At 66.0% G+C, this 23,812-nt stretch carries 18 protein-coding genes; 11 read left to right on the forward strand and 7 right to left on the reverse strand.

Annotated elements, in window-relative coordinates; all coding sequences use genetic code 11:
* Positions 1-9 precede the first annotated feature (9 nt).
* A complete protein-coding gene (hmgA, locus tag RE429_RS15215; RefSeq protein ID WP_414471570.1) occupies positions 10-1,377 on the forward strand; it encodes a homogentisate 1,2-dioxygenase in 1,368 nt (455 codons plus the stop codon).
* Between the two features lie 177 nt (positions 1,378-1,554).
* On the opposite strand, the gene RE429_RS15220 is transcribed toward hmgA, so the two are convergent.
* Positions 1,555-2,643 carry a TRAP transporter substrate-binding protein gene (locus RE429_RS15220; RefSeq protein ID WP_414474218.1) on the reverse strand — a complete coding sequence of 363 codons (1,089 nt, stop codon included), beginning with the start codon at positions 2,641-2,643 and terminating at the stop codon, positions 1,555-1,557.
* A gap of 74 nt (positions 2,644-2,717) precedes the next feature.
* Between RE429_RS15220 and RE429_RS15225 the strand changes: the two genes are divergently transcribed.
* Together RE429_RS15225 and RE429_RS15230 are read left to right on the forward strand one after the other, a co-directional pair.
* Positions 2,718-3,737 carry a fumarylacetoacetate hydrolase family protein gene (locus RE429_RS15225; protein ID WP_414471571.1) on the forward strand — a complete coding sequence of 340 codons (1,020 nt, stop codon included), beginning with the start codon at positions 2,718-2,720 and terminating at the stop codon, positions 3,735-3,737.
* A 94-nt stretch (positions 3,738-3,831) separates the two neighbouring features.
* Positions 3,832-4,047 carry a dodecin gene (locus tag RE429_RS15230; protein ID WP_414471572.1) on the forward strand — a complete coding sequence of 72 codons (216 nt, stop codon included), beginning with the start codon at positions 3,832-3,834 and terminating at the stop codon, positions 4,045-4,047.
* Between the two features lie 296 nt (positions 4,048-4,343).
* Here RE429_RS15230 and RE429_RS15235 read toward each other — a convergent pair whose 3' ends face one another.
* The 3 genes from RE429_RS15235 to RE429_RS15245 form a co-directional block, all read right to left on the reverse strand.
* Complete coding sequence (locus RE429_RS15235; protein ID WP_414471573.1) at positions 4,344-5,459, reverse strand: NADH:flavin oxidoreductase/NADH oxidase; 1,116 nt, start codon at positions 5,457-5,459, stop codon at positions 4,344-4,346.
* A 159-nt stretch (positions 5,460-5,618) separates the two neighbouring features.
* On the reverse strand, positions 5,619-6,584 hold the full coding sequence (locus RE429_RS15240) for a DUF6454 family protein (RefSeq protein ID WP_414471574.1): 966 nt from the start codon (positions 6,582-6,584) through the stop codon (positions 5,619-5,621).
* 131 nt (positions 6,585-6,715) lie between these two features.
* Positions 6,716-8,536, reverse strand: coding sequence for an ABC-F family ATP-binding cassette domain-containing protein (locus RE429_RS15245; protein ID WP_414471575.1), 1,821 nt, complete (start codon positions 8,534-8,536; stop codon positions 6,716-6,718).
* Positions 8,537-8,648: 112 nt separating this feature from the next.
* Between RE429_RS15245 and RE429_RS15250 the strand changes: the two genes are divergently transcribed.
* Positions 8,649-10,694, forward strand: coding sequence for an HWE histidine kinase domain-containing protein (locus RE429_RS15250; protein WP_414471576.1), 2,046 nt, complete (start codon positions 8,649-8,651; stop codon positions 10,692-10,694).
* A gap of 6 nt (positions 10,695-10,700) precedes the next feature.
* Here RE429_RS15250 and RE429_RS15255 read toward each other — a convergent pair whose 3' ends face one another.
* On the reverse strand, positions 10,701-12,059 hold the full coding sequence (locus RE429_RS15255) for a coniferyl aldehyde dehydrogenase (RefSeq protein WP_414471577.1): 1,359 nt from the start codon (positions 12,057-12,059) through the stop codon (positions 10,701-10,703).
* Positions 12,060-12,325: 266 nt separating this feature from the next.
* On the opposite strand from RE429_RS15255, the gene RE429_RS15260 reads away from it, so the two are divergent.
* From RE429_RS15260 to RE429_RS15285, 6 genes are all read left to right on the forward strand, one after another.
* A complete protein-coding gene (locus tag RE429_RS15260; RefSeq protein ID WP_414471578.1) occupies positions 12,326-13,966 on the forward strand; it encodes an ABC transporter ATP-binding protein in 1,641 nt (546 codons plus the stop codon).
* Between the two features lie 32 nt (positions 13,967-13,998).
* On the forward strand, positions 13,999-15,435 hold the full coding sequence (locus RE429_RS15265) for an aldehyde dehydrogenase family protein (protein ID WP_414474219.1): 1,437 nt from the start codon (positions 13,999-14,001) through the stop codon (positions 15,433-15,435).
* Positions 15,436-15,635: 200 nt separating this feature from the next.
* Entirely contained in the window at positions 15,636-16,778 is a 1,143-nt protein-coding gene (gene ampC / locus RE429_RS15270) for a class C beta-lactamase (RefSeq protein WP_414474220.1), read from the forward strand.
* A 173-nt stretch (positions 16,779-16,951) separates the two neighbouring features.
* A complete protein-coding gene (locus tag RE429_RS15275; protein WP_414471579.1) occupies positions 16,952-18,433 on the forward strand; it encodes an ABC transporter substrate-binding protein in 1,482 nt (493 codons plus the stop codon).
* Between the two features lie 188 nt (positions 18,434-18,621).
* Positions 18,622-19,569, forward strand: a complete 948-nt coding sequence (locus tag RE429_RS15280; RefSeq protein WP_414471580.1) for an ABC transporter permease — start codon at positions 18,622-18,624, stop codon at positions 19,567-19,569.
* A complete protein-coding gene (locus tag RE429_RS15285) occupies positions 19,566-20,408 on the forward strand; it encodes an ABC transporter permease (protein WP_414471581.1) in 843 nt (280 codons plus the stop codon). The genes RE429_RS15280 and RE429_RS15285 overlap by 4 nt, the downstream gene beginning before the upstream one ends.
* Before the next feature lie 13 nt (positions 20,409-20,421).
* Here RE429_RS15285 and RE429_RS15290 read toward each other — a convergent pair whose 3' ends face one another.
* Together RE429_RS15290 and RE429_RS15295 are read right to left on the reverse strand one after the other, a co-directional pair.
* A complete protein-coding gene (locus tag RE429_RS15290; RefSeq protein ID WP_414471582.1) occupies positions 20,422-21,411 on the reverse strand; it encodes an LLM class flavin-dependent oxidoreductase in 990 nt (329 codons plus the stop codon).
* A 184-nt stretch (positions 21,412-21,595) separates the two neighbouring features.
* On the reverse strand, positions 21,596-22,684 hold the full coding sequence (locus RE429_RS15295) for a TRAP transporter substrate-binding protein (RefSeq protein ID WP_414471583.1): 1,089 nt from the start codon (positions 22,682-22,684) through the stop codon (positions 21,596-21,598).
* A 333-nt stretch (positions 22,685-23,017) separates the two neighbouring features.
* Here RE429_RS15295 and RE429_RS15300 point away from each other — a divergent pair, with 333 nt between their 5' ends.
* Positions 23,018-23,755, forward strand: a complete 738-nt coding sequence (locus tag RE429_RS15300; RefSeq protein ID WP_414471584.1) for a hypothetical protein — start codon at positions 23,018-23,020, stop codon at positions 23,753-23,755.
* Positions 23,756-23,812 lie beyond the last annotated feature (57 nt).

The raw sequence follows: 23,812 nt of genomic DNA on the forward strand, positions 1-23,812 counted from the left end.
AGAACGCTCATGGACGTTCAGACGGTCTCTGGCTTCGAATCCCAACAGCCCCGCCGCAGCGCCATCGTGCCCGGCTACATGTCCGGCTTCGGCAATTCCTTCGAGACCGAAGCGCTCGAAGGGGCGCTCCCCCTCGGGCGCAACTCGCCGCAGAAGATCACTTACGGCCTTTACGCGGAGCAGCTCTCCGGCTCGCCCTTCACCGCGCCCCAGGCCACGAACCAGCGCTCCTGGCTCTACCGCATCAGGCCCTCGGTGAAGCATTCCGGCCGCTACGTGAAAGTCGACAAGGGCCTCATGCGGACGGCGCCCGCCGCCCGCGACGAAAGCGACCTTCCCATCGGCCAGCTGCGCTGGGATCCGACGCCGATTCCCGACGAGGCTCTGACGTTCGTGACGGGCCTGCGCACCATGACGACGGCGGGCGATTCCGACACGCAGGTCGGGATGGCCGCGCATGTGCTCCTCGTCACGCGCTCCATGGAGAACGACTATTTCTTCAACGCGGACGGCGAATACCTCGTCGTGGCGCAGCAGGGGCGCCTGCGGTTTTTCACCGAGTTCGGGATCATCGACATCGAGCCCGGGGAGATCTGCATCATTCCCCGGGGCGTGATCTTCAAGGTCGAGCTCCTGGACGGTTCCGCGCGCGCCTATGTGTGCGAGAATTACGGCGGCTCCTTCACCCTTCCCGACCGCGGTCCCATCGGGGCGAACTGCCTCGCCAACCCGCGCGATTTCCTGACGCCGGTAGCGGCCTACGAGGACAAGGAGGCCCCCTCCCTCCTCTTCGTGAAATGGGGCGGGGAACTCTATCGCACGGAGATCGGCCAGTCCCCGCTCGACGTCGTGGCATGGCACGGCAACTACGCGCCCTACAAATACGACCTGCGCCATTTCTCGCCGGTCGGCGCGATCCTGTTCGACCATCCCGACCCGTCGATCTTCACCGTGCTCACCGCGCCCTCCGAGACGCCCGGCACGGCGAATGTGGATTTCGTGATCTTCCCCGAGCGCTGGGCGGTGGCCGAAAACACCTTCCGGCCGCCCTGGTATCACCGCAACCTGATGTCGGAATTCATGGGACTGGTCTACGGCGTCTATGACGCCAAGCCCGAAGGCTTCGTGCCGGGCGGCATCTCGCTCCACAACCAGATGCTTCCGCACGGGCCGGACGCCACCGCCTTCGAGCATGCGAGCAACGTCGACCTGCAGCCCGTGAAGCTCTCCGGCACCATGGCCTTCATGTTCGAGACGCGCTTCCCGCAGCGCGTCACGCGATACGCGGCCCAATCGCCGACGCTTCAGGACAACTACATCGATTGCTGGAAGGACCTGCAGAAGCACTTCGATCCGAACCGACGGGAGCCGCGATGAGAGTGGCGCGCCTTTCCGCGAGCCGGAGAGGCCGCACCGCATTCATCCCATTGCCGGGCTCAAGGCCCGGGATCGAAGGTCAATCCATCACCGACGGCGTCGAGAGCGAGAGGGGCACGGCGAGGCAGAGGAGAAGCGCCGTTGAATAGGCTCTTCTCCCCTGCGGCTTCATCGGGCTTACGACCGGCCGCGCGTGCGGATCATGAAGGTGTCGAAGGCGTATTCGTTGAGCTGCCACCAGGGCAGGACATCGTTGCGGTACGCAACCATCGAGTCGTAGGCCTTCTTGAAGTTGGCGTTCTTGGCCGACAGCTCGTCGTAGAGCTCGTTGGCGGCCTTGAGCGAGGCTTCCATGATCCCCGGCGAGAAGGAGCGCAGCTCCGCGCCGCCCCCGACCATCCGGCGCAGGGCCTGGCCGTTCACGGCGTCGTACTTCGCCAGCATCCAGTTGTTCGCGGCCTCGGCGGCGTTCGACATGATGGCCTGGTAGTGCTTGGGCAGCTCTTCCCACTTCTGCTTGTTGATGACGAGGTGCAGCATGGCGCCGCCCTCCCAGAAGCCGGGGGCATAGTAGTACTTGGCGACCTTCAGGAAGCCGAGCTTCTCGTCGTCGTAGGGGCCGACGAACTCAGCCGCGTCGAGCGTGCCGCGCTCGAGGGCCGGATAGACGTCGCCCGGCGCGATCTGCTGCGGCACGACTCCGAGCTTCGCCAGCACCATGCCGCCGAGGCCGCCGATGCGGAATTTGAGGCCCTTCAGGTCGTCGACGGTGTTGATTTCCTTGCGGAAGAAGCCGCCCATCTGGGCGCCGGAATTACCGCAGACCAGCGAGGTGCAATTGTATTTCGCCAGGATCTCGTTGATGATTTCCTTGCCGCCGGCGAAGTGCCACCAGGAATGGGACTGGCGCGCATTGAGGCTGAACGGCAGGCCGGTGGCGACGCCGAGCGCCGGCTCGCGGCCGATGTAATAATAGGTCGGCGTGTGGGCGCATTCGACGGAGCCGTTCTCGACCGCGTCCATCGCCTGGAGGCCGCCGACGATCTCGCCGGGCGCGAAGACCTGGATCTGGAACTTGCCGTCGGTCGCGTCCGCCATGTACTTGGCGAAGGTCTGGGCCGTGCCGAAAATCGTGTCGAGCGACTTGGGGAAGCTCGAGGTCAGACGCCAACGGATCTCCGGCATCGACTGCGCGATGGCGGGAGCCGCCACCGTGGTGGCCGCAGCCGCAAGGCCGGCCCCCTTCAGGAAGTTTCTTCTCTTCAACGTTGTCATTGGCGTTTCCCAGCAGACTCTTTCGTTGCAAGCTCGATAAACCACGAACAACCAGGTGGGTGGCTATGAAGCTTTCCTCGCTCAAACAGGGCCGTGACGGCCGGCTCGTAATCGTCTCGAGGGACCTGACCCGCGCGACGGACGCATTTTTCATTGTTCCGACGCTTCAGCAAGCCCTTGACGATTGGGAAAAAGTCGAGCCGCGCCTGCGCGACCTCGCGGAACAGCTCGAACACGGGTCCGTGCCCTCCTTCCGCTTTCACGAGCACGACTGCGCTTCGCCCCTGCCCCGCTCTTACCAGTGGGTGGACGGCTCGGCCTATGTGAATCACGTAGAGCTGGTACGCAAAGCCCGGGGGGCGGAGATGCCGGCCTCCTTCTGGACCGATCCGCTCATATACCAGGGCGGGTCGGATTCCTTCCTCGGTCCCCGCGATCCGATCCCCGCCCAGGACGAGGCGCACGGCATCGATTTCGAGGCGGAGATCGCCGTGATCACGGCGGACGTGCCCATGGGCGCGACCCGGGAGGACGCCGCCGAGGCCATCCGCCTCGTGGTTCTGGTCAACGACGTGTCCTTGAGAAATCTCATTCCCGGAGAACTCGCCAAGGGCTTCGGCTTCTTCCAGTCGAAGCCTTCCTCGGCCCTGTCGCCGATCGCCGTCACGCCCGACGAGCTCGGCGACGCCTGGGACGGCGGCCGCCTCCGTCTGCCCCTGCTGTCCAGCCTCAACGGCAAGCCCTTCGGCAAGCCCGATGCCGGGGTCGACATGACCTTCGACTTCCCGACCCTGATCGCCCACGCGGCCAGGACCCGGCCTCTCGGGGCGGGCACGATCGTCGGCTCCGGCACCGTCTCCAACCGGGGCGCGGACGGCGGGCCGGGCCGGCCGGTTTCCGATGGGGGCCTCGGCTATTCGTGCCTTGCGGAGCAGCGCACGGTCGAGACCATCCTGTACGGCGAGGCCCGGACGCCCTTCCTGCGCGTCGGAGACCGGGTCCGCATCGAGATGAAGGACAAGGCCGGCCATTCGATCTTCGGCGCCATCGAGCAGGAAGTGGAGGCCTATCGGACGGACGGCTGACCCGGCCTCCCGATAGGGGAATCCCGGAGCGCCGGCCTGGGAAATGCGGCGAGGCGCGCTACGTCCATGATGGCGACACGGCATGGAGCCCCTGATGAACGATCACGTCTACAAAGTCGTCGAACTCGTCGGCTCGTCGGAGACGAGCATCGAGGATGCCATCCAGACGGCGATCAAGCGCGCCAGCCAGACGTTGCGCAACCTGCGCTGGTTCGAGGTCCTGCAAACCAGGGGCCACGTGGAGAACGGCGAGGTGCGCCATTATCAGGTGCTTCTGAAGGCCGGGTTCACCCTGGACGAAGGCAGCTAGAGCCTTTTCCATGAACTTCGGTTCATGGAAAAGGCTCCTGTTGTTTGAGAAAGACGCCTTTTCTTCGCAAAACCGGCATCCACTTTTGCGGAAAAGGCTCTAGGGCATCGTTCGGACAAGCGGCTCCCTCCCGTTCATCGTCTTGCTCCCACGGCATTCCCGAAGACGTGGATGCCCGGCTCGGGGCCGGGCATGACGTCGGGGGCATGACGGCCGATCTCGTCACACCCGCGTCATCGCGATCCTTGTCCGTCATGGCCGCACTTGGCGCGGCCATGACGGGGACCGGGAGCCATTCAGTCGTCCGCCCGCATGTCGAAGAGGTTGGGATACTGGCGCGGCTGCGAGCGCAGGTACTGATCGGGCGCCTTGACGGCGGCTCCGAAATGGGCGGCCGCATGCCACGGCCAGCGCGGATCGTAGAGGATGGCGCGAGCCAGGGCGATGAGATCGGCGTCGCCCGTGGCGAGGATCGCCTCCGCCTGCACGTAATCGGTAATCAGCCCCACCGCGATGACGGGCATCTTCGTGGCGGCCTTCACGGCGCGGGCCAGCGGCACCTGGTAGCTCGGCCCCACCGGGATCTGCTGCGCCGAGGTCAGCCCTCCGCTCGAAACGTGGATCGCATCGCAGCCGCGGGCCTCGAGCGCCTGCGCAAAGGCGACGGTCCCGTCGATCGACCAGCCGCCGTCGGCCCAGTCGGTGCCCGAAACGCGCACGGTCACGGGCCGCTCCGCCGGGAAGGCCGCGCGGGTCGCCTCGAAGACTTCGAGAGGAAAGCGCATCCGGTTTTCCAGCGAGCCGCCGTATTCGTCCGTGCGCTGGTTCGACAGCGGCGACAGGAACTCGTGCAGCAGATAGCCGTGGGCCGCATGGATCTGAACCGCCTCGATCCCGAGCCGGGCCGCGCGCCTCGCCGAATCGGCGAAGGCGTCACGAATGCGTGCGAGTCCGTCCCGGTCCAGAGCGGTCGGCGACGCGTCGCCTGGAGCATAAGCGACCGAAGACGGCGCTTCCGTCCGCCACCCGTTGGAGTGGTCCGGCGAGATCTGGTGTCCGCCCTTCCACGGCACCTCCGTGGACGCCTTGCGCCCGGCATGGGCCAGCTGAATGGCGAGCGGCATGTCGGACCAGCGCCGGACACTGTCCAGGACCCGGCCCATGGCGGCTTCGGTCTCATCCGAATAGAGGCCCACATCCCCATAGGTGATGCGCCCTTCGGGCACGACGGCGGTCGCCTCGATGGTCAGAAGCGCGGCACCTGACAGAGCCAGATGCCCCAGATGGATCACGTGCCAGTCGGTCATGCACCCGTTCTCGGCCGAGTACTGGCACATGGGGGCGATCACGATCCGGTTGGCAAGGTCGAGCTTTCCCACTTGGAAGGGGGTAAACAATTTTGCTGGCGCCATCGGCTGTCTCTTACGTAGCGGGTGAATGCAGGGCTTATCGCCGTCCGGGCTAAAACGCACAACGGGTCCAAAAGGTCTGGGTGACATGCACTCAGCACGGACGGACAACCGGTGCCGCGCTGCGGCCCGTCGCCCGTCAGGCCCGGTACGGACAAGCCGCTACTTCACCTCGGCTTCGTAGATGTAGAGAACGGACTTGTCGTCTTCGGGCATGAAGTAGCCCCGGATCCCCGCCTCGCTCGCCTCCATCCAGACCGGATTGTGGGTCATGTCCATTCCCCCGGCCGTCCAGAGCAGCACCGGGGTCTGGAAGAGCGGGCGGCCATCCGTGAGGCTGACGAGGTCGAGGCCGCCGAGCCGGAACGGCCCCGCATCGGGCGTGATCCGCATTTCGGTGACGCCGGAGCACAGCATCCGGTGATCGCCGGCATATTTGCAGTCCTGATAATCGAGATAGTGCGACGTGTTGAGCGTCCTCAGCTTCTCGGGCGCCTCGTCCCCGTTGGTAGGCTTGCCGTCGGAGCCGAGCGTCCAGCGGTAGAACCTGCGCGAACCCCAGCTCACCCCGTGCAGGGAATTGTCGTCGGTGTCGTGAACCAGGCCGCCGATATGATCCGCGAAGCGGAACATCTCCTCCGCCTTCATGGTCTCCGGATCGACCCGGTAGATGATGGCGCGGCTGTTGGGTCTGTATTCCGCCACCGGCACCCAGATGTAGCGCCCGTCGTAATCGATCCCGCCCGGATGATAGATCGAGCCCTCCCCGAGGGTGATCTCGGACACGAGGTTGCCCTTCATGTCGATCTTGAAGAGATGACCGACGCCCGCGCCCGTGTCCCGGTCGTAGCCGTCCACCGGCTGCGCAAAGCGCTTGGTCGGCTCCTTGATCTCCACCGACGAGACGAACAGCGCATCGCCGATCTTCACCATGCCCTGCGGATGGTGGGTCACGAAGTTGATGGGAACGGCCATCACGGGCTTCCACTGCGTCCCGCGGGACAGCTTCGTGACCCGCTCGGCCAGGACGTTCCGGTCGAGATCGGCGGCCTGCAGGATCGAGGGCATGCCCGCCACTCCCAGCATCGTCAGAAACACGCTCAGGCAACGTCGTGAAAAGCGATCCATCGCACTCCTCCCTGGTGACGATCCGCTTCTAGCGAGCGGGTGATGTCACTTTAGTGTCGAGTCTCGATCCTGAGCAATGCCGCTGGGTCATGCCAACCACGCGGGATGGTTCGGAGCGCGATGGCTGGGTCCTACCCCTCCAGCTCTTCCCTCAGCATCTCCAATTCGAGCCACCGCTCCTCCGCCGCGTGCAGGTCCGTCTGGAGCTGCGCGAGCGCGTCCATGGCCTTCTGGAAGCGGGCCGGGTCGCGGGAATAGAGCTCGGGATCGGCGAGGATCTCCTGCACCTTCGCGATCTTGGCCTCCAGGTCCTCCATGCGCTGCGGGAGCGTCTTGAGGTCGTGCTGCTCGTTGAAGCCGAGCTTGCGCTTGCCCTGGGCCGGAGCCGCCGCCGGCTTGTCCGCCTTGGGCTCGCCGTTCCTGGGTTTCGCCTCCTTCTCGACGGTGCGGGCCTGCACGCCCTGGCCGCGCTGGGCCACCATGTCGGAATAGCCGCCCGCATATTCGATCCAGCGCCCCTCGCCTTCCGAGACGAGGACGGAGCTGACCGTACGGTCGAGGAAGTCGCGGTCGTGGCTGACCAGGATCACGGTGCCGGAATAATCCGTGATCATCTCCTGCAGCAGGTCGAGGGTCTCGAGGTCGAGGTCGTTGGTCGGCTCGTCGAGGACGAGGAGGTTCGAGGGCTGCGCCAGGGCGCGGGCCAGCATGAGCCGGTTGCGCTCGCCGCCGGAGAGAACGCCGACCGGGGTGCGGGCCTGCTCGGGCGAGAACAGGAAGTCCTTCATGTAGCCGATGACGTGCTTCGTCTGCCCGCCGATGGTGACGCTGTCGCCGCGCCCTCCCGTGAGGGTCTCGGCCACGGTGGCGTTGGGATCGAGGCTCGCCCGGCGCTGGTCCAGGGTGACCATCTGCAGGTTCGCGCCCAGCCTGACCCGGCCGGAATCGGGCTCGAGCTGGCCCGTCAGCAGGTTGATGAGGGTGGTCTTGCCCGCCCCGTTCGGCCCGATGATGCCCAGGCGGTCGCCGCGCAGGATGCGCAAGGACAGGTTCGCCACGATGGGGCGCTCGCCGTAGGATTTCGAGACCCCTTCCGCCTCCACCACGAGGGTGCCGGACTGCTCGGCCTCCGCGAGGGTCATGGAGACCGTGCCGACCGCGCGCGTCCGGTCCCGGTACTGCTGGCGCATGGCGTGCAGGTTGCCGAGGCGGCGGACGTTGCGCTTGCGCCGCGCCGTCACGCCATAGCGCAGCCAGTCGGCTTCGGCCACGAGCTTGCGGCCGAGCTTGTGATGTTCGGCCTCCTCCTGTTCCAGGACCTGATCGCGCCATTCCTCGAAATGGGCGAAGCCCCGGTCCATGCGGCGGGTGCGGCCCCGGTCGAGCCAGACGGTGGCCTCGGACAGGCTTTCCAGGAACCGCCGGTCGTGGCTGATCAGCACGAGGGCCGAGCGCAGGCCCTTCAGCTCGCCTTCGAGCCATTCGATGGCCGGCAGGTCGAGATGGTTGGTGGGCTCGTCGAGCAGCAGGATATCGGGCTGGGGCGCGAGGACATGGGCCAGGGCCGCCCGGCGGGCCTCGCCGCCCGAGAGATCGGCGGGCTTTTCCTCGCCGGTCAGGCCGAGCTGCTCCAGCAGGTAACGCGCCCGGTAGGGATCGTCGCCCGGGCCGAGGCCGGATTCCACATAGGCCAGCGTGTCGGGATAGGCGCTCAGGTCCGGCTCCTGAGCCAGGTAGCGCACCGTGGCGCCCGGCTGCACGAAGCGCTTGCCCCTGTCGGCCTCGATCAGGCCTGCGGCAATCTTCAGCAGTGTCGATTTGCCCGAGCCGTTGCGGCCGACGAGACAGGCGCGCTCGCCTGGTGATACGGAGAGGTCCGCGCTCTCGATCAAGGGCGTTCCGCCGAAGGTGAGCGCAATGTCCTGGAGGTGGAGAAGAGGAGGAGGAGCCATTCCTGCTCCCCTGACACCTCTTGCCTGAGGATGCAAGCACGCTTGTCGTCCTTACGGGGTGGACGCTCAACAATCTTTATGATCCCCTGCACCTCTCAGACTAGGCATCTGCATGACTCTGACGAGACGTTTGCTCCTCCTGGCCCTGATCTCCGTTCTGCCCGCGCTCGTCATCTGGGCATTTACGGAAGTCTCGCTGAGGCGTGCCCGGGAGGCCGAAATCAGCGAACTCGTCATCCGACAGGCGACGCTGGTGGCCTCGGAGGTCGGCCACATCTTCGATGGCGTTCACAGCCTTCTTCTGGCCATGGACGAGAACCCTTCCATCCGGTCCTTCGACATGCCGGCCTGCAACGCCTATCTGCGCTCCGTGCATCAGAAGGTTCCGCACATCATCGCCTTCGTGGTGCTCGATCTCGACGGAGCCGTTCGCTGCAACGACAGAGGATTCATCAACGCCGACCTGCGCTTCAGGGACCGGCCCTATTTTCAGGAAAGCATTACCAAGAGAGCGTTCGCGATAGGAACCTATACGGCCGAATTCACGGAAGCCGGGCTCGGCGCCTATTCGGTCATTCCCCTGTCGCTGCCGATCTGGGGCGAGGACGGCCACATCATCGGCGTCATCGCGGCCGCCATGGATCTGCGCTGGCTCGACAGGGAATTGAAGGAGCGCGTGCTCGCGGCCGGGGGCTCGCTCACCCTCGCCGACAGAAACGGCATCATCCTCTCGCGGGAGCCCTATCCGGACAGGTTCATCGGAACCAAGATGCCTGAGGAATTCTCCTCGCGCCTGTCAGCCGGGGATACCGGCAGCTTCACGGGGAAGAGCCTCGACGGCACGAACCGGATCTACGGCTTCATTCCGGTCGGCCGCCCTCCCGCCGAGGACATCTATGTGAGCGCGGGCCTGTCGTCGAAAGTGGCCTTCGCGACCATCAACGAGGCGGCGAAGCGCGGCTTCCTGCTGATCGCGGCGGCGCTCGTGCTGGCCCTCTCGCTCTCGTGGCTGGCCAGCCGCGCCTTCATCACGAAACCGTTCGAGATCATGACGAACGCCGTCCGGGACTGGCGGCGCGGCGACTATCAGGCCCGCATCGACCTGCCGAGGAATTCGGGCGAACTCGGTCTCCTCGCGAAAGCCTTCAACGACCTCATGGACGACGTCGCCGAGCGCCAGGAGGCCCTGAAGGCGAGCGAGGAACGGGCCCGTCTCGCCCTCGAGGCCGGGCACATGGGCACCTGGTGGTACGACCATCGCAAGCGCATGGGCGGCTGGTCGAACCAGGCCGCCGTCCTCCTGGGCCTGCCCGTGTCGCAATCGCTCAACAACGTGCAGGAGTGGAAATCGATCGTTTACCCCGACGACGCAGAACGGGTCCTCGAGAAGCTGCGCGCGGCGGTTCTCGGCAACGGCAACTACGAGGACGAGTACCGCGTGCGACGCCCCGACGGGACGGTGCGCTGGATCGGATCGCGGGGAAAAGTGTCCTTCGACAGCCGGAAAAGGCCCGCTTTCTTCGTCGGGATCATTCAGGACATCACCGAGCGCAGGCAGGCGGACGAGCAGCAGCGCTTCTTCCTCGACGAGTTGAACCACCGGGTGAAGAACACGCTGGCCACCGTCCAATCCATCGCCTCCCAGACCCTGCGCTCCTCCAAGAGCCCGGCCCAGTTCAAGGATTCCTTCGAGGGGCGGCTGCTCGCCCTTTCGATGACCCACAACCTGCTGACCCTGAAATCCTGGCGCGAAGCCGATCTGCACGACCTCATCGAGCAGGAGCTCGCCCCCTACAAGCGGGAAGCGGACGAGAGGGTCGCGCTCTGCGGCCCGAAGGTGAACCTGCCTCCGCGCTATGTCATCAATCTCGGCCTCGTCCTGCACGAACTGGTCACGAACGCCGCCAAATACGGCGCTCTCTCCATCCCGACGGGACGGCTCGACTTGTCCTGGGCGGTCGTCGAATCCGAGGACCGGCCGGCCCATCTGAGCATCCGGTGGGCCGAGACCGGAGGTGCGCAGATGCAGCCCCCCAAGCGTCAGGGCTTCGGATCGCGCCTCATCCGCCGCAGCATCGAGAGCGAATTGAACGGCACCATGACCCTCACCTTCGGCCCGTCGGGCGTCTCCTACGACATTTCCATTCCGCTGCCGTGATCGGCTTCATCGCAGCAGGAAGGACAGCATGCGCTCCACGCGGCGGCCGTAGGGCGGCTTCGTCATCCCGGCCCCGTTGACGCGGCCCCGGCGAAAGACCGAACGGGCATGGCTGAAGGTCCTGAAGCCAGCCTCGCCGTGATAGGATCCCATGCCGCTCGCCCCGACGCCGCCGAAGGGCAGCTCTTCCTGAACGCAATGGAGCAGGGTCTCGTTGACGGCGACGCCTCCGGACGAGGTCCGATCGAGCACCCGCTTCACGAGCCCCCTGTCCCGGCTGAACAGATAGAGCGCCAGGGGATGCGGGCGATCGTTGACGAAACCGATCGCCTCCTCGAGCGTGCCGTAGGAGACCACGGGCAGCACGGGGCCGAAGATTTCCTCCTGCAGGACGGCGGCATCCGCGCTCATCCCGGTCAGGACCACCGGTTCGAGCTTGCCCGCGGCGGGATCTAACCTTTCCCCGGCCGGGTTGATCGCGTGAAGGACGGCTCCCTTCGCCTCGGCGTCCGCCACGAGGCCGCGCAGGCGCTCGCGGTGCCGCTCGCTGATGATCGCCGTATAATCCGGATTGGCCGCGAGCGTCGGATACAACCGGCCCGCCGCGTCCCGGAAGGCGCGGACGAAGGCCGCCTCATGCTCTCGCGCAACCAGCACGTAATCGGGCGCGATGCAGGTCTGGCCCGCGTTGAACAGCTTGCCCACGGCGATCCGCTCGGCGGCCTCCGGAAGCGGGTAGTCGGGCGCGACGATCGCGGGCGACTTTCCTCCGAGCTCCAGCGTCACCGGGACGAGGTTCTCGGAGGCCGCCTTCATCACGTCGCGCCCGACCGCCGTCGAGCCGGTGAAGAACAGGTGATCGAACGGCAGGCGCGCGAAGGACCGGGCCACGTCCGCGCCGCCCTCCACCACCGCCGCCTCGCTCTCGTCGAACACCTCTCCGAGCACCCGCGCCAGGAGCGCCGAGGTGTGGGGCGTCAGCTCCGAGGGCTTGATCATGATCCGGTTGCCGGCCGCCAATGCGCCGGCGAGCGGCGACAGGGCGAGCTGCACCGGGTAGTTCCAGGGACTGATGATCCCGACGATGCCGAGGGGCTGATAATGGATGCGGCCCGAGGCGATCTGGAACATCATCCGGATCGGCCGTCTCCGGGGCTTCATCCAGCGCCGGAAATGCTTTCTCGCGTGGCGCAGCCCGGCCACGACGGGATAAAGATCGGCGAGCTTCGTCTCATGCGTCGAACGGTGTCCGAAATCCTGCGCGACCGCGCGCGCGAAATCGTCCGCATGGCGGATCAGCGCGGCCGCGAGCCCCTCCAGGGCGTCGTCGCGCCGGGCGACGGAGAGAGCCCCGTGCTCGGCCAAGGCGCGCCTCTGCCCGTCGAAAACCTCTCGAAGCCGCCTTTCGGAAGGCGCCACGCTCGGAGATGACACGCTCGGGGATGAAATGTTCTCTTGCACCGGGCACGAACTCCGCCTGAACCATGGCCAGGATATGGGTGCGGCGGGGCCCTTCTCAACCGGGCGGGTTTTCACGCCCCAAAGACGTGTGACGGATTGACGAACGGGCCGTGGGGCGAAGATGCTGCCGTCCTTGTCGGGTTTCCTTGGCCCGCAGCAGGAGATTCTGAGTGAACGGCCCCTCCCCCGTGCTGTCGATCGAGAACCTGTCCATCGGACTGCCTGCCCGGTCGGACCGGCAATATGCGATCAGGGACCTGTCGCTGGCGATCCGGCCGGGAGAGACGCTCTGCGTCGTCGGGGAATCGGGGTCGGGCAAGTCCATGACCGCCATGGCGGCCATCGGCCTGCTGCCGCCCGCCGTGACCGTGCTCTCGGGCGCCGTCAGGCTCGACGGGCGCGATCTTCTCACCCTCGACGAGGCGGGATGGTGCGACGTGCGCGGACGGGACATCGGCATGGTGTTCCAGGAGCCCATGACGTCCCTGAACCCGGTCATGCGCGTGGCCGACCAGATCGCCGAAACCTTCCGGGCCCATGGCCTGCTGAGCCAGGGCGACCGCGCCAAGCGCGCCCTCGAGCTGCTGACCGAGGTGAACCTGCCCCATCCCGAACTCATCGCCCGGGCCTACCCGCATGAACTCTCCGGCGGCCAGCGGCAGCGGGTGATGATCGCCATGGCGCTGGCCCTGGAGCCGAAACTCCTCATCGCGGACGAGCCGACGACCGCCCTCGACGTCACGACGCAGGCCCAGGTGCTTCGGCTGATCGACAATTTGCGCCGGAAAAGGGGCACGGCGGTTCTCTTCATCACGCACGATTTCGGCGTCGTCGCCGAGATCGCCGACCGGGTCGCCGTGCTCCAGAACGGCGAGCTGGTGGAGCAGGGAACCGCGACCGAGGTGCTGACGAATCCCCGGCATCCTTACACGAAACGCCTGCTCGAGGCGGTGCCGTCGCTCACGCCGCCGCCTGCGAAGCCCCTTCAGCACGAGCCCATCGCCCTGAAGGTGAACGCTCTCACAAAGACCTATGGCGGCCGCGGCCTCTTCGGCACGAGCCGCGAGGTTCGGGCCGCGAACGCGGTGACCTTCGACATCCGGCGCGGCGAGACCTTGGGCCTCGTGGGCGAGTCGGGCTCCGGCAAGTCGACGGTCGGGCGCTGCGTGCTGCGCCTGATCGAGCCCGACGGCGGAAAGATCGAAATCGGCGATCTCGTCTTCAGCTCCCTGTCGCAGCACGACCTGCGCCCACATCGGCGCAGGATCCAGATGGTGTTCCAGGATCCCTTCGCGTCCCTCAATCCACGGCGCAAGGCGGGCTATCTGATCGCGGAAGGTCCGATCACGCAAGGTGTGGAGCCCGAGCAGGCCTTTCAGGACGCGCGGAACCTGCTCGAGAAGGTGGGCCTGCCCGCGCAGGCCGCCGAGCGCTATCCGCACGAGTTCTCCGGCGGCCAGCGCCAGCGCATCGGCATCGCCCGGGCGCTGGCCATGAAGCCCGACGTCCTGGTGGCGGACGAGGCGGTGTCCGCCCTCGACGTATCCGTGCAGGCCGAGATCCTGAAGCTGCTCAAGGGCCTTCAGGAGGAGCTGGGCCTGTCCATTCTCTTCATCACCCACGATCTGCGGGTCGCCGCTCAGATTTGCGACCGCGTGGCTGTCATGCAAAAAGGTCGAATTGTCGAAATGGCGGAAACCGCACATCTGTTTGCGAACCCGCGCGACGCCTATACGCGCCAGCTCCTGGCCGCCGTGCCGGGACAAACCCGAACGATTGCCCGAATGATTGACGGAGCCCTAGACCGGTGAACGACCAGATCAACCCGCATATCGCACCCGACATGGTTTTCGGGCATCTCATCGGCGGCAAGGAGGTTTCAGCCTCCGACGGCATGATGCTGGATGTCGTCTCGCCGGTGGACGGCGCCCTCTTCGCCAAGATCGCGTCCGGCGCGGCCCAGGACGTCGATGCGGCGGTCGGGGCCGCGCGCAGCGCCCTCGAAGGATCCTGGGGCAAGCTGACGGCGACCGAGCGCGGGCGCCTGCTGATGAAGCTCGCCGCCATCGTCGAGGCGCATGCGGACGAGCTTGCCGCCCTGGAGAGCCGCGACAACGGCAAGCCCCTGCGCCAGTCGCGCGCCGACGCCATCGCGCTCGCCCGCTATTTCGAGTTCTACGGCAGCGCCGCCGACAAGCTGCACGGCGACGTGATTCCCTATCTCAACACCCATTTCATCGGCGTCGAACGGGTGCCGCACGGGGTCACGGGACACATCGTCCCGTGGAACTATCCGATGCAGATCTTCGGCCGCTCCGTGGGCGCAGCCCTGGCTGCGGGCAACGCGACCGTGGTGAAGCCCGCAGAGGACGCGTCCCTCACCATTCTGCGGGTCTCGCAGTTCGCCCGCGAGGCGGGCTTTCCCGACGGCGCGCTCAACGTCGTCACGGGCCTCGGCCGCACGGCGGGCGCTGCGCTCTCGGCCCATCCGGGCATCGACTTCCTGTCCTTCACGGGCAGCCCGGAAACCGGCACCGCCGTGCAGACGGCCGCCGCGCGGAACCATGTGGGCGTGACCCTCGAACTCGGCGGGAAATCGGCCCAGCTGGTCTTCGACGATGCGGATCTCGAGCGCGCCCTGCCGACCCTCGTCAACGCGATCATCCAGAACGGCGGCCAGACCTGCTCGGCGGGCAGCCGCCTGCTGATCCAGCGCGGCATCTTCGACGATGTCGTGAACGCCGTCGCGGAGCGCTTCCGGGCGCTGCGGGCGGGCCATCCCGAGCGCGAGCCCGATCTCGGCCCGATGATCAACCAGGCCCAGCAGCGCCGCGTCGTCGGCTATCTGGAGCGCGCCCGCAACGAGGGCCTTCACATCATGGGCGAAGGGGTCGTGGCGCTCGACGCGCCGGCCGAAGGCTTCTACGTTCCGCCCGTCTTCCTCGCGCCGGTGCCGCATCAGAGCCTCCTCTCCCAGGAGGAGGTCTTCGGTCCGGTCCTCGTGGCGACGCCCTTCGAGGACGAGGCCGAGGCGGTCCGGCTCGCCAACGGCACGCCCTACGGCCTCGCGGCCGGGGTGTGGACGCGCGACGCCATGCGCTCGACCCGCGTGGCCCGCGCCATGCGGGCCGGCCAGGTCTTCGTGAACTGCTACGGCGCCGGCGGCGGCATCGAGCTGCCATTCGGCGGCTTCGGCCGCTCGGGCCACGGACGCGAAAAGGGCTTCGAAGGCCTGATCGAATTCACGACCACCAAGACGCTCGTCATCGCGCACGGGTAGAGCGTCGTTCTGCGAAGCGTATCCGCTTCGCCGTTCACGAACGCGGCCCGTCGAACGGGAGAGCCGTTGCCGCACAAGCGCATCGTTCGAAACAGTGGCCCGGTTTTTCGCAAGAACAGCTCCCGGGCGCTGCATCCGACGACCGACGTGAAAGGGACAGATCTTTGCTGTTGCGTCCTTCCTTCAGACATGCCGCCGGAATTGCAGGCCCTCTTCTTGCCTTCCTCATCGGCGGGCTGTCCTGCGCGCTCGGCGCCGACGCAGACCGCGACGCCAAGGTGCGGCAGGCCGTCGACGAGGCGATGAAGCCGCTCATCGCGCAATACGACATCCCCGGGCTTGCCGTCGCCGTGACGCTCGATGGAACGCGCCATTTCATCGAATATGGCGTCGCCTCGAAGGAGCCTCGGGTTTCCGTGACCCGCGACACGCTCTTCGAACTGGGCTCGGTCAGCAAGACCTTCACGGCCACCCTGGCGGCCTATGCGGAGATCGAGGGGAAGCTGTCGCTGAACGAACCCGTCAGCCGGCATATGCCCGAGCTGCGGGGAAGCGCGCTCAGCAAGGTGCGGGTCCTGGATCTCGCGACTCATACGGCAGGCGGTTTCCCGCTCCAGCTTCCCGCTCAGGTGAAGAGCGAGAAACAGCTCGTCGCCTATTATCGCGACTGGACACCTCAATCCGCTCCCGGCAGCTCCCGCAGCTACGCCAATCCGAGCGTCGGCCTCCTCGGCGTGATCACCGCGCGGGCCATGGACGACAATTTCGGGACCCTCGCGGAGCGCCTGTTTCGCGAACTCGGACTGCGGCGCACCTATGTGAACGTTCCCGCGGCGGACATGAAGTCATATGCCTGGGGGTACAATCGCAACGGCCAGGCGGTCCGCGTTTCGCCCGGTCTTCTTGCAGCGGAAGCCTACGGCGTGAAGTCGAACACGGCGGACATGATCCGCTTCATCGAAGCGAATATGGGCATCGGCCCGGCGCCGGCGAAGATCGCCCGCGCCATCGACAGGACACAGACCGGGTATTTCCGGGCGGGCGATCTGATCCAAGACATGATCTGGGAGCAGTACCCCTACCCGGTCGCGCTCGAGACGATGGTTGCCGGCAACTCCGCGACAATGAGCATGAACGCCGTCCCGGCGACCGCGATCGATCCGCCCATGGCCCCGCGCGGGGACGTGATCCTCAACAAGACGGGATCGACCAACGGTTTCGGCGCCTATGTCGCCTACATTCCCGGGAAGAAGGCCGGAATCGTCATGCTCGCGAACAAGGCCTACCCCAACGATGCGCGGGTGAAGGCCGCCTATCACGTGCTGTCGCGCCTGACGGAATAGCGGCGTCCCTACCCGGCGGGTCGCTTTTTGAGAGATTCAGGCGTTCGAAAGTCCGCGACCTTCTAAAAATCGGCCTAAAAATCGGCGAGGAACATCTTCCATCCGCCGTCACACTGCGTAATCTGAGGGCCAATACGACCCTCGCTCCTTGCTACCGGATGGAGTTCCGCCTTATGTCGAAGCGTTTCCTGGCCGCCGCCCTGCTGCTCTCCGTGAGCGCCCTTCCGGCCTTCGCGGCCAAAACCTCCCTCGTCGTCGGCATGCCCATCGAGCCGCCGGGCCTCGATCCGACGATCGCCGCGCCTGTCGCCATCCGCGAGGTCACCCTGGCCAACCTCTACGAAGGCCTGGTGCGCATCGACAGGAACGGCAAGGTGCAGCCGCTTCTCGCGAAAAGCTGGGAGATCTCGCCCGACGGGCTCGCCTACACGTTCCATTTGCACGAGGGCGTGAAATTCCACGACGGCACCGCCTTCGATTCCGGCGACGTGAAATTCGCCTTCGACCGCGCCCGCGATCCGAAATCCACCAACGCGCAGAAGCAGATCTTCGCGCCCATCGACAGCATCGAGACGCCCGATTCCGCGACCGTGGTGATCAAGCTGAAGGAAACCTCCGGCAACTTCCTCACCTATCTCGGCTGGGGCGATGCGGTGATCGTGGCGCCCGAATCCGCTGCCGACAACGCGGCCAATCCGGTCGGCACCGGGCCGTTCAAGTTCAAGTCCTGGACGCGGGGCGACAAGGTCGAACTCGTCAGGAACCCGGATTACTGGCAGAAGGACAAGGTGAAGCTCGAGAGCGTCACCTTCCGCTTCATCAGCGACTCGCAGGCGCAGGTCGCGGCCCTGCGCGCGGGCGACATCGACGCTTTTCCGAACCTCGCCGCGCCGGAGCTTTTCGCCGAGTTCCAGAAGGATCCGCGCTTCAAGGCCGTGGCCGGCAACACGGAGGGCGAAACGGTCGCGGGCATGAACAACGCCAGGAAGCCCTTCGACGACGCGCGCGTGCGCCGCGCCCTCATGCACGCCATCGACCGCAAGGCGCTCGTCGAGGGCGCCTATTCCGGCTTCGGCACGCCCATCGGCAGCTTCTTCTCGCCCAACAATCCGGCCTATGTGGACATGACCGGCGTCATTCCCTACGACCCCGAGAAGGCCAAGGCTCTGCTCAAGGAAGCAGGTTATGCGAACGGGCTCTCGATCTCGATCAAGACGCCGCAGATGGCCTATGCGAGCCGCTCGGCCGAGCTGATGGCGGCGATGTTCGCCGAGGTGGGAGTCGAGATGAAGATCATCCCGACCGAATTCCCGGCGAAGTGGATCGAGGAGGTCTTCAAGAACAAGGATTACGATCTCACCATCGTGTCCCACACGGAGCCGCTCGACATCGATATCTTCGCCCGCGACAACTACTACTTCAATTACAAGAACGACACGTTCAAGGCCCTGATCGCCGACGCCGCCAGGACCACGGACGAGAAGGCGCGCTTCGCCAAATATGCGCAGGCGCAGAAGATCCTGGCCGAGGACGTGCCCGCCCTCTTCCTGTTCCAGTTGCCGAAGCTCGGCGTGTGGAACGCGAAGCTCCAGGGCATGTGGGAAAACTCGCCGATCCCGATCAACGACGTGACGGAAGCGTCGTGGACGGAGTGAAGAACGCGCTCACGCCTCTTCCCTCCCCCTTGCGGGGAGGGTTAGGGTGGGGGTATCGGCGCGGACCCGCATAGGCGGCCGCTCATGCCCCCACCTCCATCTCCTCCCAGCAAGGGGGGAGTGTCGATCGGCAGTCCATGAATCGCTTTCTCGTCAAGCGCGCGACTCGCATAGGGCCCATCTAGGCCATGCTCCGCCTCATCATCTCCCGCCTGACATCCCTCGCCGTGACGCTTGTGCTGGTCTCGCTGGCGATTTTCCTGATCCTGGAAGTGCTGCCGGGCGATCCGGCGGCGATCATGCTGGGCACGGCCGCGCGAGAGGATACGCTGGCGGCATTGCGGCAGGAGCTCGGGCTCGATCAGCCCGCCCTCATCCGCTACGTGCACTGGATCGGCGGCCTTCTCCATGGCGATCTCGGCACGTCCATCACCTACAAGATGCCGGTCTCGACCCTCGTGGCCGAGCGCATGAGCGTCACGCTGCCGTTGAGCCTGCTCGCGATCCTCATCTCGACCGCGCTCGCCCTGCCGCTCGGCGTCGCGGCCGCCGCGCGGCGGGACGGCCCGGTGGATCGCGCCGTCCTGGTCTTCAGCCAGATGGGAGTCGCGGTGCCGAATTTCTGGATCGGGCTGTTGTTCATCCTGTTCTTCTCGACGCGCCTGGGCTGGTTTCCCGCCGGCGGCTTTCCCGGCTGGGAGGCAGGATTGTGGCCGGCCTTCCAGGCTCTGCTTTTGCCCGCCGTGGCGCTCGCCCTGCCCCAGGCCGCCGTGCTGACCCGGGTCACGCGCTCCGCCACGCTCGAGGTCATCGCGGCGGATTTCGTGCGCACGGCGCGGGCCAAGGGCGTGAGCCGGGGGGCCACCCTGCGCCGGCACGTAGTGCCGAACGCCCTCATTCCCGTCACGACGATCCTCGGCCTTCAGCTCTCGTTCTTCTTCGGGGGCGCGATCCTGGTCGAGAACGTGTTCAACCTGCCGGGGCTCGGCCGCCTCGCCTATCAGGCGCTCAACCAGCGCGATCTCGTGGTGATCCAGGATATCGTGCTGATCTTTTCCGGCCTCGTGATCGTGGTCAATTTCCTCGTCGACATCGGCTATACGATCCTCGATCCGCGCCTGAGGAGCCGGGCATGACGCTGCGTTCCCCCATCCGGCTCAACACCGCTCTCGTGGTCGGCGGCATCCTCACGGGGCTTCTCATCGCGACCGCCCTCCTGTCCCTCGTCTGGACGCCGGAGGTGCCCACCCGCGTACGGGTCGCCATGCGCCTGAAGGCGCCGCTGGAAGCGGGCCTTCTCGGCACCGATCACTTCGGCCGGGACGTGACCTCGCTGCTCATGGTCGGAGCCTGGAACTCGCTTGCCATCGCGTGGCCCGCGGTTCTCCTGGGCGCTGCGATCGGCACGGCCATCGGCACCAGCGCGGCGGCGTGGAAAGGCCTCGCCGACGAGATCGCCATGCGGGTGTCGGATGTCGTGTTCGCCTTTCCGGCCGTGCTCTCGGCCATCATGATCGGCGCGCTCGTGGGGTCCGGCCCGCTCGCGGCCATCCTGGCCATCGCGGTCTTCAACGTGCCGGTCTTCGCACGGGTCTCGCGCGGCGTGGCGCTGCAGGTCTGGGCGCTCGACTACATCGCGTCGGCCCGCGCCATCGGCAAGCATCCTCTGCGCATCACATGGGAAGACGTGATGCCCAACATCGCGGGCGCGCTGATCGTGCAGGTCACGATCCAGCTCGCGCTCGCCATCCTGACCGAGGCGGGACTGAGCTATCTGGGCCTCGGCGTGCGCCCGCCCAATCCGAGCTGGGGGCGCATGCTGAGCGACGCGCAGACCTATCTTTCGCAGGCCCCTCACCTCGCGATCGCGCCGGGCGTCGCGATCGCGCTCTCGGTGCTCGGCCTGAACCTGCTCGGCGACGGCCTGCGCGACGCGCTGGATCCCACGCTCAAGGACCGTGGCGCGACGGCTTGATCCGCGCGATGCCCTACCCCATGGCCTCCCGCACATCCGCCAGGATCTCGTAGGAGCGCAGACGCTGTCCGTGATCGTAGATGGCCGAGGCGACGATCAATTCGTCCGCGCCCGTCTGCTCGAGAAAGCCTTCGAGCCCTTCGCGCACGGTCTTCGCCGAGCCGACGAAGGAACAGGCCAGCATGGCGGACGCCTGCGCCTTCTCGGCGGGCGTCCAATAGGTCTCGATATCGTCGATGGGCGGCTGCAGCTTGCCGCGCGTGCCGCGGAACATGTTGGTGAAGGCCTGCTGCGCCGAGGTGAAAAGGACCCTCGCCTCCTCGTCCGTATCGGCCGCGATGACGTTCACGCCCACCATCGCATAGGGCTTGTCGAGCTGGGCGGAGGGCTGGAAGCGCTCGCGATAGACCTGAAGCGCCTGAAACAGCGCGTTCGGGGCGAAATGCGACGCGAAGGCATAAGGAAGGCCCAGCATGGCGGCGAGCTGGGCGCCGAAGAGGCTGGAGCCCAGAATCCAGATCGGCACGTTGCTGTCGGTTCCGGGCACGGCCTGGATCGCCTGCCCCGGCTGGAGCGGCCCGAGCAGCGCCTGCAGCTCCAGCACATCCTGCGGGAAGGTATCGGCGCTCGTGGGATCGCGGCGAAGCGCCCGCATGGTGCGCTGGTCCGTGCCGGGAGCGCGTCCCACGCCGAGATCGATCCGGCCCGGGAACAGCGCGTCGAGGGTGCCGAACTGCTCGGCGATGATCAGCGGCGCATGGTTCGGCAGCATGATGCCGCCCGCGCCCACGCGGATCGTCTTCGTGCCGCCGGCCACATGCGCGATCGCGATGCTCGTCGCGGCGCTGGCGATGCCCACCATGTTGTGGTGCTCGGCCAGCCAGAAGCGGCGATAGCCCCATCGCTCCGCGTGCTGCGCCAGGTCGAGAGAGTGGCGCAGGGCGTCGGTGGGCGTGGCCCCTTCGGGAACATGCGCGAGATCGAGGATGGACAGCGTAGGCATGAGCACGTCTTTCTGAGGCTTTTCGGGCAAAAATCAGGTCGAGCATGGATCGGGTTGCCCTCAGATCAGCACTCGGCGGGCGCGATGCAAGCCCTCAAGCTCTCCGCTCAGAGCGGAGCAGCCCTGCAAGGAAAAACCCGGCGCTTGGGACGCCGGGTTTCACGAGTTTCCGTCCCGTGCGGGCTCAGCCGCGGGTGCGGGCGCGGATCATGTAGCTGTCGAACGCATATTCGGCGACTTGGAACCAGAGATATTCCTCGTTCCGGAAGGCGCGGATCGAGTCGATGATCTTCTTGAAATCCGCGTTCTCGGCCGAAATTTCCGCATAGACCTCGTTGGTCGCCTTGTAGGCGGCGTCGAGGATCTCCTGCGAAAACGGACGCAGCTGCGCTCCTCCGCCGACGAGGCTGCGGAGCGCCGCCGGGTTCTTGGCGTCGTACTTGGACAGCATGTCCATGTTCGTGGCCATGCAGCCCGCCTGCAGGATCGCCTTGTAATTCTTCGGCAGGGATTCCCACTTTGCCTTGTTGAACATGAAGTGGATCGTCAGGCCGCCTTCCCAGAAGCCGGGATAGTAGTAGAACGGCGCGACCTTCTGGAAGCCGAGCTTCTCGTCGTCGTAAGGGCCGATCCACTCGGCGGCGTCGATGGTGCCGCGCTCGAGCGACGGGTAGATGTCGCCGCCCGCCACCTGCTGCGGAATCACGCCGAGCTTCGCCATGACCTGACCGGCGATGCCGGCGATGCGCATCTTGAGACCCTTGAGATCCTCGACGGTCTTGATCTCCTTGCGGAACCAGCCGCCCATCTGGGTGCCGGTATTGCCGCCCGGAAGAGCGTACATGTTCTGCTTGGCCATGAACTCGTTCACGAGGTCGATGCCGCCGCCGTGGTAGTTCCACGCGTTCAATTGGCGGGCATTGAGGGTGAACGGAAGCGCTGCCGCCGCCGCATAGGTCGGGTCTTTGCCGACATAGTAATAGGCGGCCGTATGAGCCATTTCGACCGTGCCCGAGGAGACGGCATCGGCTGCCTGGAAGGTGCCGACGATCTCGCCTGCGGCGAACGGCTGGATCTGGAACCTGCCCTCGGTCGCCTCGGCCACGTATTTCGACAGGAAGTCCGCGCCGCCATAGATCGTATCGAGGGACTTCGGGAAGCCCGACGTCAGACGCCAGCGGATTTCAGGATTCGACTGCGCGATGGCCGGCTTCGCGATGGCGCCGGCGGCGATGCCCGCACCGGCCGTGGCAAGAAAATTGCGGCGTTTCATGGGTCCCTCATCTGTCCTGGTATCTGTGTTGCTTACGCAACGTCAGCTTGTCGGGCAATTCGCCGTAAGAATAATGCATCGAATAGGGTGCTTCCGACCTTGGCAGCCTGTCATGACCGCCCGCCGAGGCAGGCGCGGGATTTCACGCAAATGTCGGAAAGTAGACACCTGTCGCGGCGAGGGACTACCTCGCATTCGCCAAGCATATTGAGAGAATACCCCTAGCTCGCCGTCAGCAACTTCCATTATTTCATAGAGTCGCCACATTTTCTTAACTGAATTTTATCGTAACGAGGGGAAGGGCCAGAAGGCTCTTGAATGCCGATGAACAGGATGAGAGTTTTACTCGGCTCAGTCATCGTGCTTGCGGTCGTAAGCAGCAGCGCCGAAGCCCGGAAAGTCTATTACGATATCAACGGCAAGCGATATTCCTACAGCACGAACAATCGCGCGGAGGCGGCGCGGGCGAGAGAACGGATCGCAGCCGCCAAGGCCGCGAAAGCCGCGAAGGCCAAAGCCGAGGAGGAGGTCGCCAAGCATCCCCTGGTCAAGGCCCTGGGCTCGACGACGCAAAGAGAAGCCCGATTGGCCCAGGAGAAGCTCGACGAGCTTCTCGACGGTCCGTCCTCGACGGAAGCCCGGAAGTCCTCCCCCGAGCGCTGGGCCCTTCTGAAAGAGAAGCGGAAAGACGACGGGACGGACGAGCAGGCCACCAAGGCCGCAGCGTCCGCGCCGGTGCCTCATGTCACCGCCGCCGTCCTTCAGGAGCCCGCGCACACGCCCCCGATTCTGGTCGCCGCCCCGCTTCCGCCTGTCGCCGAGCCGGCCGGTCCTTCGTTCCGGACCAAGATCAGATCCATCTCGTTCGATGTCGAGACCGGCATCAAGACGACCGTCATGATCGACGGGGCGGTCGAGGAGGAACCGTTCGACAGCGGCGTGCTGGCCCATATCGCGTCCGAGCAGGGACAGGCCAACAGCCTGGTGGCCTTCGTGAAAAAATTGCGCAAGGTCGCATCCGACGAGGCGACGGGTTCGATCATGGCGGGGGCTGCACGGCCGGGCCCCTGAAACGCGAGAGCGTCGAACGTGAGAAGTGGGCACCGGTTTTGCGTGGAAAGATGCCCA

This window comes from Microvirga sp. M2, assembly GCF_047497095.1.
Classification (GTDB): Bacteria; Pseudomonadota; Alphaproteobacteria; order Rhizobiales; family Beijerinckiaceae; genus Microvirga.